Annotated in this window: 11 protein-coding genes; 6 read left to right on the top strand and 5 right to left on the bottom strand. The window is 69.4% G+C overall.

Annotation, left to right across the window (positions count from 1 at the left end):
• Nucleotides 1-31: 31 nt before the first annotated feature.
• Nucleotides 32-1,777, bottom strand: coding sequence for an acetyl/propionyl/methylcrotonyl-CoA carboxylase subunit alpha (locus FHR33_RS20985; RefSeq protein ID WP_183650411.1), 1,746 nt, complete (start codon nt 1,775-1,777; stop codon nt 32-34).
• 48 nt (nt 1,778-1,825) lie between these two features.
• A complete protein-coding gene (locus FHR33_RS20980) occupies nt 1,826-2,545 on the bottom strand; it encodes an SDR family NAD(P)-dependent oxidoreductase (protein ID WP_183650408.1) in 720 nt (239 codons plus the stop codon).
• A gap of 121 nt (nt 2,546-2,666) precedes the next feature.
• On the opposite strand from FHR33_RS20980, the gene FHR33_RS20975 reads away from it, so the two are divergent.
• The 5 genes from FHR33_RS20975 (at nt 2,667) to FHR33_RS20955 (ending at nt 7,854) form a co-directional block, all read left to right on the top strand.
• Nucleotides 2,667-2,939 carry a WXG100 family type VII secretion target gene (locus FHR33_RS20975; protein WP_183650405.1) on the top strand — a complete coding sequence of 91 codons (273 nt, stop codon included), beginning with the start codon at nt 2,667-2,669 and terminating at the stop codon, nt 2,937-2,939.
• A 166-nt stretch (nt 2,940-3,105) separates the two neighbouring features.
• Nucleotides 3,106-4,209: a type VII secretion-associated serine protease mycosin gene (gene mycP, locus FHR33_RS20970; protein WP_183650403.1), complete on the top strand. Its 1,104-nt coding sequence runs from the start codon at nt 3,106-3,108 to the stop codon at nt 4,207-4,209.
• Nucleotides 4,210-4,317: 108 nt separating this feature from the next.
• Complete coding sequence (locus FHR33_RS20965) at nt 4,318-6,417, top strand: serine/threonine-protein kinase (protein WP_183650401.1); 2,100 nt, start codon at nt 4,318-4,320, stop codon at nt 6,415-6,417.
• 100 nt (nt 6,418-6,517) lie between these two features.
• Complete coding sequence (locus tag FHR33_RS20960) at nt 6,518-6,898, top strand: hypothetical protein (protein WP_183650398.1); 381 nt, start codon at nt 6,518-6,520, stop codon at nt 6,896-6,898.
• The gene (locus tag FHR33_RS20955) at nt 6,895-7,854 is read left to right on the top strand and encodes a hypothetical protein (RefSeq protein ID WP_183650395.1); all 960 of its coding nucleotides are present in this window, start codon (nt 6,895-6,897) and stop codon (nt 7,852-7,854) included. The genes FHR33_RS20960 and FHR33_RS20955 overlap by 4 nt, the downstream gene beginning before the upstream one ends.
• On the opposite strand, the gene FHR33_RS20950 is transcribed toward FHR33_RS20955, so the two are convergent.
• From FHR33_RS20950 to eccCa, 3 genes are all read right to left on the bottom strand, one after another.
• Entirely contained in the window at nt 7,851-8,996 is a 1,146-nt protein-coding gene (locus tag FHR33_RS20950) for a WXG100 family type VII secretion target (RefSeq protein WP_183650392.1), read from the bottom strand. The two genes, FHR33_RS20955 and FHR33_RS20950, sit on opposite strands and share 4 nt — an antisense overlap.
• Nucleotides 8,993-9,298 (bottom strand): hypothetical protein, encoded by a 306-nt coding sequence (locus FHR33_RS20945; RefSeq protein ID WP_183650389.1) that lies wholly within the window; start codon nt 9,296-9,298, stop codon nt 8,993-8,995. Before FHR33_RS20945 ends, FHR33_RS20950 begins: the two co-directional genes overlap by 4 nt.
• A gap of 179 nt (nt 9,299-9,477) precedes the next feature.
• Nucleotides 9,478-13,449 carry a type VII secretion protein EccCa gene (gene eccCa / locus FHR33_RS20940; protein ID WP_183650387.1) on the bottom strand — a complete coding sequence of 1,324 codons (3,972 nt, stop codon included), beginning with the start codon at nt 13,447-13,449 and terminating at the stop codon, nt 9,478-9,480.
• Between the two features lie 20 nt (nt 13,450-13,469).
• Between eccCa and eccD the strand changes: the two genes are divergently transcribed.
• Nucleotides 13,470-14,942 carry a type VII secretion integral membrane protein EccD gene (gene eccD, locus FHR33_RS20935; RefSeq protein WP_281388170.1) on the top strand — a complete coding sequence of 491 codons (1,473 nt, stop codon included), beginning with the start codon at nt 13,470-13,472 and terminating at the stop codon, nt 14,940-14,942.
• Nucleotides 14,943-14,953 lie beyond the last annotated feature (11 nt).

Here is a 14,953-nt window from a genome sequence, read left to right as displayed (position 1 = left end):
CAGCGAAGTTCCTCTCCTCCGAACCTACCCGCTACGTGCCCTTGATCTCGCAGATGGCCGCCCCCGAGGTGACGGTCTGCCCGACGGTCGCGGCCAGCCCCGTGACGGTGCCCGACTTGTGCGCCGTCAGCGGCTGCTCCATCTTCATCGCCTCGAGCACGACGATGGTGTCGCCTTCGGCCACGGTGTCGCCGTCGGCGACCACGACCTTGACGATCGTGCCCTGCATCGGGCTGACCAGCGTGTCGCCTCCGGCCGCCGCCTTCTTGGCGCCGCCCGCCCTCCTGCGCGACGGCCTGCCCGCCGTGGGCCTGGGCGCCGACGCGGCGAACCCCGCGGGCAGCACCACCTCGAGCCTCTTGCCGCCGACCTCGACGGTCACGCTCTCCCTCGCCGCGGGCTCGGCGCTCTCGACGGCCCCCGAGTACGGCGCCACGCCACCGCCCCACTCCGTCTCGATCCACCGCGTGTGGACGGAGAACGGCTCGGAGGTGAAGGCGGGGTCGGCCACCACGGCCCTGTGGAAGGGCAGGACCGTCGGCATGCCGTCGATCTCGAACTCGGCCAGCGCCCTGCGGGAGCGCTCGAGCGCCTCGGTGCGGGTGCGCCCCGTCACGATGAGCTTGGCGATGAGCGAGTCGAAGGTCTGGGGGACGGTCATCCCCGCCTCGTAGCCGGAGTCGAGCCGTACGCCGGGGCCCGAGGGGGCGCGCATCGCGGTGAGGGTGCCGGGAGCGGGAAGGAAGTTCCTGCCCGCGTCCTCCGCGTTGATCCTGAACTCGATGGAGTGACCGCGCAGCGGCGGGTCGTCGTAGCCCAGCGGCTCGCCGTCGGCGACGCGGAACATCTCGCGCACCATGTCGACGCCCGCGACCTCCTCGGTGACGGGGTGCTCGACCTGCAGGCGGGTGTTGACCTCGAGGAAGGAGATCGTGCCGTCCTGGCCGACGAGGAACTCGCAGGTGCCCGCGCCGACGTAACCGGCCTCGCGCAGGATGGCCTTGGAGCTGGTGTAGAGGGTCTCGACCTGCTCGGGGGTCAGGAAGGGGGCGGGAGCCTCCTCCACGAGCTTCTGGTGGCGACGCTGCAGGGAGCAGTCGCGGGTGCTGACCACGACGACGTTGCCGTGCGTGTCGGCCAGGCACTGGGTCTCGACGTGGCGGGGGCGGTCGAGGTAGCGCTCGACGAAGCACTCGCCGCGGCCGAAGGAGGTGACGGCCTCGCGCACCGCCGACTCGTAGAGGTCGGGGATCTCCTCGAGCGTCCTGGCGACCTTGATGCCGCGGCCGCCGCCGCCGTACGCGGCCTTGATCGCGATGGGCAGGCCGTGCTCGCTCGCGAACGCGAGCACCTCCTCGACCCCCGCGACCGGGTCCTTGGTGCCCGCGACCAGGGGTGCGCCGACCTTCTGCGCGATGTGCCTGGCCTGGACCTTGTCGCCGAGCGCGGCGATGGCGGAGGGCGGGGGGCCGATCCAGGTCAGGCCCGCGTCGATGACGGCCTGCGCGAAGCCGGCGTTCTCGGCGAGGAAGCCGTAACCGGGGTGGACGGCGTCCGCCCCCGTCTCGGCGGCGATGCGCAGCAGCTTGGCGATGTCGAGGTAGGTCTCGGCCGGCGACCGGCCGCCGAGCGCGTGAGCCTCGCCTGCGACCCTGACGTGGAGCGCGTCGAGGTCCTGCTCGGCGTAGACGGCGACGCTGGCGAGCCCGGCGTCCTCGCACGCCCTGGCGATCCGCACGGCGATCTCGCCACGATTGGCGATCAGAACTTTCCGCACCGACGTCTTTCCCTTCTCGACCAGGTCTGCAAAGGAGTCTAGGGGCGGCTACCTGCCGAGGTAGGCGCCGCCGTTCACGTGGAGGACCTGCCCCGTGAGATGGCCCGCACCCGGGGAGGCCAGAAACACGACGGTTTCGGCGATGTCGTCCGGTGTGCCCGCGCGGCCGTTGCGGGTGCTCTCGACGCGGTGCCTGACACCCTCGGGCGTGAGGCGCCCGCGGAAGAACTCGGTGTCGACGACGAGGCCCGGCGCGACGACGTTGGCGGTCGCCTTGGAGCCGAGCTCGGCCGCCAGGTCGGCGGTCCACGACTCCATGGCGGCCTTGGCCGCGCCGTACGAGCCGGAACCGGTGCCGCGGGCGGCGATGGAGCCGATGGAGACGATCCTGCCGCCCTTGGACAGGCGGGGGAGCAGCGCGGTGGTGACCAGGACCGCCGACATCAGGTTGGCGTTGAGGTTCGCCCACCAGGCCTCGGCCAGGTCCATCAGGTCGTTCTCGATCTTCTGCCGGTCGAGGTTGGTGTTGCCGCCCGCGTTGTTGACCAGCACGTCGACCGTCGCGGGCAGGTGGGCGAGCGCCTCCTGCACGGCGACGGGGCTGGCGGCGTCGAAGACGGCGTACGACGCGCCCAGCTTGTCGGCGGCCTCTCTCAGGACCTGCTCGCGCCGGCCGGTGATGGTGACCTTGTCGCCCTGCCCGGCGAACGCGGCGGCGATGGCGAAGCCGATGCCGGTTCCTCCGCCGGTGACCACAACCTCGCGCATGGTTGTCCCCCTTTATCCGAACAATCCTCTGGGCGACCATAGCCGCTCGGCATAACCCGGGGCGATGCCGGGGTTGCCTGCCTATCGTGAGGGCGCCCGTCGGTCGAATCTGGAGGAGCGCATGACGCACAACTTGCTCGGTGGCAACCCTGCGGAGATGCAGCAGATGGCCACCCAGTTCACCCAGCAGGCCGAGGCGGTGCGCAGCACCATGGCGGCGCTGGACCGCGAGGCGGCCAAGGTCGGCACCGCGTGGACGGGGCCTGGGGCCGACAGGTTCGGCGGCGCGTGGCAGAGCTACAGGGCCGCCTTCCAGCGGATGTCGGAGGAGCTGCAGGAGGCGGCCCGGGTGATCAACACCTATCGCGGCAACATCGAGTCGGCCACCCGCTGACACCCTCCTTCGTCCGGCCCGGCTCCCTCGGTGGGGGCCGGGCCGGGAACTTCCGGACCATGCTGACGCCGGGCGAGCTTCGAGGGAACGGACTTTGGTCTGATATCGGGACAAGCTAGGCTCTGGCGCCATGATCGGAAGGGTCTTTGTCGCCGTCAACTTGGCGATGACAATCACACTCGTGCCGCTCGCCGCCGAAGCCGCCCCCGCCAGATGCGATCCCGAGCCCGAACCGGGCCTGACGGAGATCTCCACACCGTGGGCCCAGACCCGCATGGACGCGCGGAGGGTGTGGCCGCTCACCAGGGGCGAAGGCGTCACCGTGGCGGTGATCGACAGCGGTGTCGACTCGAAGCATCCGCTGATCCCGCTCCGCAAGGAGATCGACTACAGCTTCACGGGCAACGGCGACTGCGTGGGCCACGGCACCGCTGTGGCGGGCATCATCGCGGGCAGGTACCGCAGCGACTTTCCCTTCCATGGCGTCGCCCCCGCCGTCACGCTCGTGTCACTCAAGCAGACGAACAAGACGACGGGCGACGTCGCCATCCTCGTGAAGGCCATCACCGCAGCGGCCGACATGAATGTCGACGTGATCAATATCTCCACCCAGACCACCGACCAGCCGGATCTGAGGGCGGCCGTCAACTACGCCCTGTCCAAGGACATCGTGATCGTCGCGGCCGCGGGCAACTCCGCTCCCAGCGACAAGGAGAAGAAGGAGTTCCCCGCCGCGTACGAGGGTGTGCTCTCGGTGGGCTCGGTGGGGCCCGAGGGCCAGCGCTCGGAGTTCTCCAACACCAAGTCCAACGTGGCCGTCATGGCGCCGGGCCAGGACATCACCAGCACGTGGCCGGGTGGGCTGTTCATGGACGAGCTGAAAGGGACGAGCTTCGCCGCGCCGTACGTGGCGGGGGTGGTCGCGCTGGTTCGCTCTCGCTATCCCAAGCTCAACCAGGAGCAGGTAAGGCGGCGCGTCGAGGTGACCGCCGACGGCGCGCTAGGCAACGGCACGGGTGCGGGCGTCGTCAACCCGTTGCTCGCGGTCACCGCGGTGCTGCCGTCCCAGCAGGTGGAGCTGGCTCCTCCGCTACCGCCCCCGCTGCCGGAGAGCGCCATCGCCAAGACGCCGGCCGTCGACTGGCGGGCGATCACCGTGGCGGGGATGGTGGCGTCCTGCGCGCTGGTGCTCGCGGGCGTGATCCTGGCCGCGCGGCTGGTCGTGCCGTTGGGCAGGCGCAGGGGATGGCGCCCCGGACGCCCTAATTGATTACGACTTGACGGTGAACTGTAAGGATCTGTCCCGAAACTCTCGTGACGCATGGGGCGGATTTGGTTCAATGTGCTCTGATCATCATTTGTCGTTGAAAGGTGGGTCATGGACGCCGTGTCGCCAGGAGACCCTGAGCGCTTTGATGACTACGCCATCGTTGGACGCCTGGGCGAGGGCCCGCGCGGCGTGGCGTACCTGGGGCGCGACTCCGATGACGGAGAACTGCGTGTCATCAAGCCGCTGACGGGCGAGTCCGCGGATGACAGCGAGACCCTGGACCGGCTGCGCAGCGTCAAGCGCGTCTCCAGTTCCTATGTGGCCCGCGTGTACGACGTGGGCGTCGTGGACGGCCGGCCTTACGTGGTGCGCGAGCACGTCGAGGGCCGCAGCCTGGCCGAGACCGTCGAGGCTGAAGGCCCGCTCAGCGGTGACGCGCTGGAGCGGGTGGCCGTCGGTGTGCTCACCGCGCTGACCTCCGCGCACCTGGCGGGTGTGACCCACAGGGCACTCACTCCGCACAACGTGATCCTCGGCCCGGACGGCCCGAGGGTGACCGACGCGGCGATCGGCGAGCCCGCGGGCGAGCTCGGCTACCGCTCGCCCGAGCAGCTGAAGGAACTGCGGTACGGCCCGCCCTCGGACGTCTTCTCGTGGGCGGCGACCGTGGTGTACGCCGCCACGGGACGCGCTCCCTTCGAGCACGAGACGCAGGCCGTACTCAACGAGAAGCCCGATGTCGGCCCGCTGCCTCAGCCTCTGCGCAGGGTCGTGGTGGCGGCGCTGTCGAAGGAGGTGGCGACGCGGCCGACCACCTATACCGCGTTGCTGCAGCTCCTTGGCGACAAGAACTCCGACAAGCTGGTCGCCGGCACGCCCGCGGTGATCGTTCCTGACCCTTCGCCGCCGTTGGAGGGCACGCTCAGGCTGCCGATGTACCGGACCCCCGAGCCCGATCCCGTCGAGACGGCGCCCGTGCAGGCCGCGGCCCCGGCATGGGGCCCGCCGCCGGTCGAGGCTCCGCAGGAGCCGTCGCACGGCCCTCACCCGATCGTCTCGGTACCCGCGCAGGGACCGCCGCCTGCCCGCAGGCCGTTCCCCATCGGCCTGGTCGCCGCGCTGGCGGCGGTCGTGCTGATCTCCGCGCTCGGCCTGTGGGGCGCGAACCGCTATGCGAGCACGACCCTGAACACGGTCGCGGCCGAGGGCAAGCAGCTCGCCGAGTCCGTGCCGAGCCCCAAGGGCGACGTGCCGGCCACGGACACGGGCAGCGGTGTCTCACAGCCGCAGCCCCCGGGCACACAGCAGGGCCAGGCCAAGGTGACGGTCCCGTGGGCCAAGACGCCAGGACCTGAGTCGACCGACGTCATGCCGTTCGAGCTGCCGACCGACGACCCGAACAGCCTGCTGCCCCAGCCCGAGCTGACTTCGGTCCCTTCGCCGGTGCCGGTGCCGACCCAGAACATCGCCGTGCCGCCCACGACGGTCGCGCCGGTGCCCTCGTCGGCACCCACCGTCACGGTGACGGCCGAGCCGACGCCCAAGCCGGAGGCGAAGCCCAGTAAGACGAGGGAGGGCGAGCCCGAATCTCCGCCGGAGAAGAAGCCGACTCAGGAGCCGGAGAAGAAGCCCACTGAGGAGCCGGAGAAGAAGCCGACTCCGGAGCCGGAGCCCACGCCGACCCCGACCCCGACGCCGACTCCCACGCCGACTCCCACGCCGACTCCCAAGCCCGAACAGCCCACCGTGGCGCCCTCGACGACGAAGCCGGCCGACCCCAAGCCGACCAAGAGTGTGGAGCCGACCAAGCCCGCCGAGCCCAAGCCGACGCCGACGCGGACCGCGGTTCCGACTCCGACGAAGCCTTCGGAGCCGCCCGCTGAGAAGACCAACCCCTACACGCCGGCCCAGGCGTGCGGTGGTGGGTTCTACGTGCAGCGTCAGCAGGCCTTCGCCGGTGGCACGACCTACCAGCTGTACAACACCAGCACCGGCTACAACTGCGTGGTCACGATGAAGAGCGCCAACATCGGGCAGTTGACCCGTGTCAGCGCGACCCTCGAGGTTCAGGGCAAGGGTGCTACCACCGACAGCGGCGACTACAAGTACTACGCGGTCGTCAAGGCGTACGGGAAGGGCAGCTGCGTGAAGTTCTCCGGCAGCACGGCTCAGGGCAGCACCAGCTCTGGCTTTGACAACTGCGGATGACCTGATACGCGGAAGTAACCACAGATAACTTCGGTGAAATGAATCGGGCGGATCATGACCGAAAGGCGTGATCCGCCCGATTCATTTCGCAGGAGACTCTGTGCGCGAACAGCCATCTTTGGACCTCGACTTAGCCCACCTCCACACCGTCGCCGCCGCGGCCTTCAGGGACATCGGCGTCGACCTCCGCGCCGCGGTGGCGCAGGCGGTCAGAGAGCTGGAAGAGCTCGGGCACTGGCCGATCGGGGAGGAGACGGACAAGCAGTTCGTCGCGTGGTACCGGCCCAAGCAGGCCGAGACGCTCGGGCTGCTCGGCCAGTTCGGGGAGGCCTACGATGACGTCGGCGAGAAGCTGACCACCATGCGGGACAACGTGGCGGTGGCCGACTGGGCCAGCGCCGACGATCTGACAGTCAAGGACATTCCCGTCTACGGGCCGAAGGATCTTGAGGACCTCACGCCGAAGGGCCCCCTGCCGTGATCGCCGCCGCCCTCCCCGTCAACCGGCTGATGATGGCGTTCATGGCAGGCACGGCCGGCACGCTGGTGGGTCTGCGCGTGTGGGCCGGGGTGGTCGCCCCCGAGATCTCGCCGGAGAAGCTGCGCAGCGCCGCGCGGTCCCTCAACAAGCTCGCCGACGCGCTCGACGGCGGCGAGGACCCGAGGAACGGGCTCGCCCACCGTGCCGACCAGGCCTACGCCTCGGTCGTCAAGAACAACGCCGGAGCGGGGATCGACTCCTTCGCCACCGTCTACAACACCAACATCAGACCGCTGCCCGCCGCCTTCGTGGCCGACCTGCGGGTCGTCGCCTGCGTGTGCACGGCCTACGCCAAGCTCGTCGACGACGTGCGCCGCCGATTCGCCGAGGTCGAGAACGAGCTGCTGCAGCTGGTGTGGATGGTCATGTTCCAGCCGATGACGACGTGGTTGTACGCCGTGGCCACGGTCAGGATCGTCAAACTGATCAAAACGGCGCGGCTGCTCAAGGCCCTCTTCGGGGCGAACGCGACCAGGATCTTCAGTGCGGGGTTTCCCGCCTACGCACTGTCCACGCTCGTCTACGCGACGGTGGACGGCATCGCCTACGCGAGCGGCTCCGTCGGCATCAAGGCCATGGTCAACCTCTCCCACGGTCAGCCGGTCGGCCCGGCGAAGGAGAACGCCGCCGAGTTCCTGCGGATCTGGACCGGCAACACCGGTTACGTCCTGGGCTACGATGCGGCCAAGTTCCCGATGCGGAACCTGCCGTCCAGCCGTGTCACGGAGTTGTTCGCCCGACTGGCGGGTTCGGGGCTCGGCTACACGCCCGCCTACAACCTGTCCGACGGCGTCGACGGCCAGATCGCCACCACTCCCGAGGAGTGGGAGGGAAAGCTCGAGGGACACGGCCTGCGGGCGCTGATCTTCCCGCCTGGATGGCTGCCTGGCCGCTAGTAGGGCCGGTATCCGCCGCCGCGCTCCAGGGAGGCGATGCCTGGGTGATGTGCCAGGTCACCGTATCTCTTGTAGGTGTAGAGCACGCCGGCGATGATGTTGTCGACCGGCTCGAGGATCTGCTTGTGCCCCGGCAGGCTGTGGGTGTTGAAGGTGGGCGGGATCGTCTGCATGAGCCCCTGTGACGGCACGCCGTTCTTGGCGTTGATGTCCCAGTTGTTGATCGCGCTGGGGTTGCCGCCTGACTCGTGATGGATGATCGTCCAGATCCGCTCGATGTCCTTGGGATCGTTGGGGTCGAGGTCGCTCACGTCGATGCCGCGCGAGCGCATGACCCCGGCCATCTCCGGCGATCTGATGACCTTCAGCGCTTCCTTGATCCACTCGACCACCTGGGCGCGGGGGGCGGGCACGTCACCCGCTGAGGAGACGCCTCCGCCTCCGCCGTAGCCTCCGCTTGCGCCGTGCCCCGCTCCTCCACCGCCGCCCCCGCCGGTCGGATTCGCCCCGGCCAACTCGGTGGACCTGGTGAGATCTGTGGGCCGCCACTGCAACGTGGTGCGGTTGTCGGTGGGAACGAAATCACGCAGGAGAGGATCTCCGATGCTCTCGTATGTGACCGTCCTCAGCTTCAGCGCGTCTGTGAGGGCCGTCTTGGCCTCGCTGAGAGCGGTGTTCGCCTTGGAGACCCAGCCCTCGGCGTCGGAGACGGCCTTCTTGCCCATCTCCTCCAGTCCCTTGTTGACTCCTTGCGGGTCGTCGGGGTTCAGCTTGGCCCACTCATCCCGATACCGTCCCGCCCGCGTGATGAGGTCTTCGCGGATCCACCTGACCTTGCCTTCGGCGGTTTCCAGGGTCCCCGCCAGCGTCTCCACCGCGTTCGCGCAGCCCGCCAACGCGTCATGCAGGCCGTCACCCGCCTTGCCGTAGTTCTGCATGTAGCTCTGGAAGGAGTTGGCCGAGTCGCCGTGCCAGGTCCTGTCCACCTCGGTGACGGCCTTGCCGAGCTTGCCCGTCTCATCGAGGACCTCGCTCGCGATCGCGCGCCACTGTTGGGCCATCGTGCGGATGGCCGCCGGATCGCAGTTCACCTTGTGGATGAGCGCGTCCAGCTTGTCGACGCCCGGCGTCGCGCCGCTCACGGCTTGTCCGCCGCGCGGATGTTCGTCTCGACCTTGTCGAGCGCTCGCTCGACGCCTCCCAGTTTGCTTCTGGCCAGCCCGAGATCCGTCCCGAGGACATCACGCCAGATCTTGTCGATGTCGATCGCCAGGCTCTGGGAGTTGTCGAGCCTGCCGAAGACGGTGGAGTCGGTCAGTTTGCCCGGCAGCGGTGGCAGCTTCCTGGGCGACATCATGTCGCCGGGCACGAGCGCCTTGCTCGCGTTCTTCGCCGCCCTCGCGCACTCGTCCAGTGCTTGGAAGTGGACATCAAGACCAGCCACCGGCCACGCCTCCCGGAGATGCTCAAACGGACAAGATCGAGCATAGCGGCCAGGTAGTTTGTCGCGCTTGCGGTGACGGGTCGACGAGCCGTCTCCCGCCCTACCCGAGCAGCTGGTCGAGGAGCGGGCCAGGCAGGACGGCGACGTGCGCACACGTTCACCGCCCCGCCGGCTCGCGATCATGGCAGGTAGGCGGTCTGCGTCAGTCGCGCGCCCGCCTTCCTGTCGACGTAGAAGCCTCGGCCGACCGGCAGCGGCTGCGGGCGGATGTTTCCGAAGACATAGCCCTCGTCTCTGTTGCCCGACATGACCAACGCCGGGCTGGCCATGTCCTTGATCTTGGTGATGATCGGGTCGAACATCGCTCTGCCGACGCCGCCCATCTGTCGGGACATGATCAGGTGCAGGCCGATGTCGCGGGCCTGCGGGAGTAGGTCGGCCAGTGGCGCGAGGGGGTTGTTCGAGGTGGCGACCAGATCGTAGTCGTCGACCACGATGTAGAGGTCGGACCCCTGCCACCAGCTGCGCGATCGCAGTTGCTCGGATGTCAGGTTGGCGGGTGGCAGGCGCTTCAGCAGCGCCTGGCGGGCGTCGTTGATCAGCTCCGCGGCGGCGGTGCTCGACGCCGCGTAGCCGATTCTGTGCTCGGTGGCCGCCGAGTCGAGCAGCGACCTGCGGTAGTCGATCACGATCATCATCGCCTCGCGCGGAGTCTGCCGGGCCACCACGCTCTCGGCGATGAGGCGCAGGAGATTCGACTTGCCGCTCTCCGTGTCGCCGACGACGATGAAGTGCGGGTCGGACTCCAGGTCGAGCAGCACGGGCGCGAGCGTGGCCTCGTCGATGCCGACCGGGATGACCTTCCGTCCCGTCTCGTCGGGGCCGGGCAGCAGCTCGGCGGGCAGCACCGAGGGGAGCAGCCGCACCTCGGGCGCAGGAGGGCCCTGCCACGCCTCCCTGACCGCCTGCACGAGCGCGCGCAGGCCCACCGAGACGTCCTCGGCGTTCTGCACGCCGTCGAGTCTGGGCAGCGCGGACAGGAAGTGCATGCCTTCCTTGGTGAGGCCGCGTCCGGGAGCCCCCTCCGGTACGGCGAGCGCCGACTTGCGGTTGATCTCCGACTCGTAGGCGTCGCCCAGCTTGAGCTCGATCCTGGTGCCGAACAGGTCGCGGATGCCGGGCCTGAACTCCGACCACTTGTTGGTGGCGGCCACGATGTGGATGCCATAACCGAGGCCCCGCGCGGCCAGGTCGGTGATCGTCGGCTCCAGCGATTCGAACTCCTGCCTGACGGTCAGCCAGCCGTCCACGATGAGGAACACGTCGCCCCAGCCGTCGCCCTCGATCTCGCCCTCGGCCATCATCCTGCGGTAGGAGGCGATCGAGTCGATGCCGTTGTCGCCGAACATCCGCTCCCGCTGTTGGAGCAGGGAGGCGATCTCGGCGACCGTACGGCGGACCCTGTCGGCGTCCAGGCGGCTGGCGACGCCGCCCACGTGCGGGAGCCCGTCGAGGCTCGCGAGTGCCCCTCCACCGAAGTCGAGGCAGTAGAACTGCACCTCGCGCGGGGTGTGGGTGAGTGCCATGCTGGCGATCATCGTGCGGAGCACCGTGCTCTTGCCGCTCTGCGTGCCGCCTGCCACGCCGACGTGTCCCGACGAGCCGGACAGGTCCAGCCAGAACGGGTCGCGCCGCTGCTCGAAGGGCTTGTCGATGATGCCGATGACGGAGTGGAGCCTGCCGCGCCCCGCCCAGCCGGTGGTCGTCAGGCCAAGATCGGGCGTGACCGACAGCGGCGGCAGCAGCTGCGCCAACGTCGGCGGCTGGCCGAGCGGCGGCAGCCAGATGCGGTGGGCGGCGGGGCCGCGATCGCGCAGCCGGTCCACCATGATGTCGAGCAGGCTGGTCTGCGACGTCTTGTCCTCCGACGGCTCCAGCTCCTTCGACGGCTTCTCCACCACGGGGATGGGGACGAAGGCGGGGCTGTACTCCACGACCTCGCGGACGGGGCCACCGCCCGAGGAGGTGGCCGCCTGGTAGGGGTCAGCGGTGTAGGGGCCCGAGACGTAGGCGGCCTTGAACCGCGTCATGCCGGTGGTGTCGAACTTGAGATAACCGTTGCCGGGCGCGGACGGCAGCTCGTAGGCGTCGGCGACGCCCAGCACGACCCTGCTCTCCATGGCGGAGAAGGTGCGCAGGCCGATCCGGTAGGACAGATGGGTGTCCAGGCCGCGCAGCCGCCCCTCCTCCAAACGCTGCGAGGCGAGCAACAGGTGGACTCCGAGCGAACGGCCAAGCCTTCCGATCATCACGAACAGGTCGATGAACTCGGGCTTGGCCGACAGCAGCTCGCTGAACTCGTCGAGCACGACGAAGAGCGTGGGCAGCGGCGCCAGGTCCGCGCCCTGCTCCCTGGCCCGCTCGTAGTCGCGTAGCGAGGCGTAGTTCCCCGCCGAGCGCAACAGCTCCTGGCGGCGGACCATCTCGCCGTGCAGGGCGTCGTGCATGCGGTCGACCAGCGGCAGCTCGTCTTCGAGGTTGGTGATGACCGCGGAGACGTGCGAGAGCGACTCGAGGCCGAGGAAGGTCGCGCCACCCTTGAAGTCGACCAGGACGAAGTTGAGGATCTCCGAGGAGTGCGTGACAGCGAGGCCGAGCACCAGCGTGCGCAGCAGCTCGCTCTTGCCTGACCCCGTGGCGCCGATGACCAGGCCGTGCGGACCCATGCCGCCCTGCGCGGACTCCTTGATGTCGAGCTCGACCATGCGGCCGTCGGCGCCCAGCCCGATCGGCACCCGCAGCCTGTTACGGCCCGCGCGGGGCCGCCACGTCTGCTCGGTGTCGAGCCTGGTCGGGTCGCCCACGCCGAGCAGGTCGGTGAGCGTGGTGTTGATCGAGAGGACGTCCTGCGCCTCGCCGCCCGAGGCGGCGGACGACAGCCTGAGAGGTGCCAGTTGCCTGGCCAGGCCCTCGCTCCTCAGGTAGTCGAGCGCGTCGGGGTCGCCGAGCCGGGTGTTGGTCGCCTTGCCGGTGTGGTCGAGCTTGATCATGTGGAAGGCGTCGCGCTGGATGTCCAGCCGTAGCATCGCCTTCTCCTCCACCACTCCCGCGGCGTCGGACAGGTCGATCACGGTCACGCCCTGGATGGCGTCCATGCCGAGCTGGGAGTCGTGCGGGACGTACCCGCCGTCCACGACCACCACGTGGTACGGCAGCGCGTCCGCGGGCGCGCCAGGCTTGAACCTGGCCCGCTCCTTCAGGTCACCGCCGACCAGCCGGTCGAGCTCGGCGAGGTTGTCCGCCATCAGCCGCACCTGGCCCGCCAGGTCCGACTGCTCGGGATGCAGAGCATGGGGCAGCCACTTGACCCAGTCCCAGTGCGGCATCGACTCCTTGCCGGCACAGATCATGATGCGCAGGTCGTCGGGCGAGTGGAAGACGACCATCTGCGCGATCATCGCTCTGACCAGGTCACGGACCGCCTGGCGGTCACCCGACAGCTTGATGCGGGCGAAGGAGCCGAGCGCCACGGAGACGGGCAGCTCGGACACCGTCGCGTGCGCCCTGACGAACCTGCGCAGCGCGCCGGCCGTCAGCGCGTCGAGGTCCTCGACGGGCTTGGAGTCCGGTGGGACGAGCTGGATGGCCAGCTTCTGGACACCGGTGCCGAGACGTACGGTGCCGAAGTCGGGGTCGCGCTGCCTACGCTCCCACAGGCGCGGGCCCATCGCGATCCACCAGAGCGAGTCGGGTGCGGGGCCGCTCCACTCCAGGGCCTCCCGCTGCTGCTTGGCCGCCCTGCGGGCCTTCCTGCGCACCTGCGACAGGTAACGGAAGTAGTCGCGGCGCAGGCCGTTGAGCCGTTGCTTGCGCTCGCCCGACTGCCTGCCGAGCTGGCCGATGGTCATGCCCATCATGGAGAAGGCGAACAGGCCGCTGGCGACGTACATGAGCGGGCTGGAGTGGCCTCCCGCCGTGAACATCAGCCCCATCGCCGCGCCACCTGCGATCATCGGCAGATAGGTCAGGATCATCATGAAGCCCTGGCCCTGGACCTCGGGGATCTCGGGTGGAGATTCCAGCAGAACCTCGCCACGCGGTGGCTTGGGACTGGCACGGCGTTCGGGCCGTCGCACAATGACGATGCTCACACGGCAATTTCTTACCATCAATGCGGGTCGTTCCGCTTGCCCGATATGTTCATTCTGTGAAGTCGCTTGCTCATGGACCATCCCCTCAAGGCCCGATGCAGCAGGGCGCTCTCGCGCAGATGCCCGCTCCGATCCCGGCCCTGTGCCACGTCACAATCGTGGGACCGCGCAGACGAGCCGATCTCGCGTTGCCCGCGGACATCCCGCTGCCGCACGTCCTGCCCGGTCTGCTTCGCGCGATGGACGAAGTGGGCGGCGACGCCGCGGCGTCCTCGGGCTGGATGCTGCAGCGCCTTGGCGGCCCCCCACTCGACATCGGTCAGAGCCTCGGCGCGCTGGGCGTACTCGACGGCGAGGTGCTCTATCTGAGACCGCGGGAGGCGGTGCTGCCCACCGCGCTCTACGACGACGTGGCCGACGTGGTGGCGGGTGGCGTCAGGGACGGCTCGGGCAAGTGGACACCCGACCACACGCGCCTGGCGGGCACCGCGTCCGCGTGCGCGCTGCTCGTCGGGGGCGCGCTCGCGCTGTTTCTCGCGGGGCCGCCGTGGACGATCAGGGCGATCGTGGCGGGCGTGTTCGCGCTGCTGCTGGTGGTGACGGGCGCGGTCATGTCGAGGGCGATCGGCGATTCGGCGGTGGGCGCGCCGATCGGGTGGGCCGCGCTGCCGTACGGGTTCCTCGCGGGCCTGCTCGCGCCGGGAGGCGCGGGCTTCGCCGCGCCGAACCTGCTCGCAGCCTTCGCCTGCACGGCGCTGGTGGCCGCGTTCGGCGGCACGCTGACCTCCGACGGCCTGCCTGGATTCCTCGGTACGGCCATCGCCTCGGTCACCGGCGCGATCGGAGCGGCGGTCGTCATGATCTGGGGCATCCCCGCCGCGGGCGTGGCGGCGGTAGCGGCCACCGTGCTGCTGGCCTTCACCCCTCTGTTCCCCACCCTGGCGTTCAGGATGGCCAGGCTTCCACTGCCCACCATGCCGACGAGTGCGGAGGAGTTGCGCAGCGACAACCAGAACCTCGACGCCACGCAGGTCAAGGAGCGCACCGCCAAGGCGCAGTCCTACGTGACGAGTCTGATCGCCGGCTTGAGCCTGGTGGCGGCCTGCGCGCTCTTCCTTCTCGTCCTGGACGGCGGCTGGGCCGCCAGGATCATGGTCGTGGTCCTCGCGGTGACGCTGATCATGCGGGCCAGGGTCTTCCACGGGCTCGGTCAGCGGATCTGGTTGCTCGTGGCCGGCCTGGGCGGGCTGGCCGCCCTGGGGCTGTCGCTGAGCGTCGGCAGGGGCGACATCGCCGCCGTCGCCGTCGGCGTAGGCCTGCTGTGGGTGTCGTTGGTCGCCGCGGGACTCGGGATGTGGCTGCCCACGGGCAAGCCCTCGCCGTTCTGGGGCCGCGCCGGTGACATCGTGGACCTCATGTTGATCGCGGCGCTGTTCCCGCTCGCACTCGGTGTCCTCGACGTCTACGCGTGGGTGCGCGGCCTGTCAGGCTGATGTGATCAAGA

It is taken from the genome of Nonomuraea dietziae (assembly GCF_014195505.1).
GTDB lineage: Bacteria > Actinomycetota > Actinomycetes > Streptosporangiales > Streptosporangiaceae > Nonomuraea > Nonomuraea roseola.
The sequence above is the reverse complement of the archived record's forward strand: the minus strand, read 5'-3'. Positions and strand labels throughout refer to the sequence as shown.

What these genes read in the sequence shown, in the direction of transcription:
- FHR33_RS20965 (WP_183650401.1), top strand. Translation starts at nt 4,318, where the DNA reads ATGGACGCCGTGTCGCCAGGAGACCCTGAGCGCTTTGATGACTACGCC.
- FHR33_RS20980 (WP_183650408.1), bottom strand. Translation starts at nt 2,545, where the DNA reads ATGCGCGAGGTTGTGGTCACCGGCGGAGGAACCGGCATCGGCTTCGCC.
- mycP (WP_183650403.1), top strand. Translation starts at nt 3,106, where the DNA reads ATGACAATCACACTCGTGCCGCTCGCCGCCGAAGCCGCCCCCGCCAGA.
- FHR33_RS20975 (WP_183650405.1), top strand. Translation starts at nt 2,667, where the DNA reads ATGACGCACAACTTGCTCGGTGGCAACCCTGCGGAGATGCAGCAGATG.
- eccD (WP_281388170.1), top strand. Translation starts at nt 13,470, where the DNA reads ATGCGGGTCGTTCCGCTTGCCCGATATGTTCATTCTGTGAAGTCGCTT.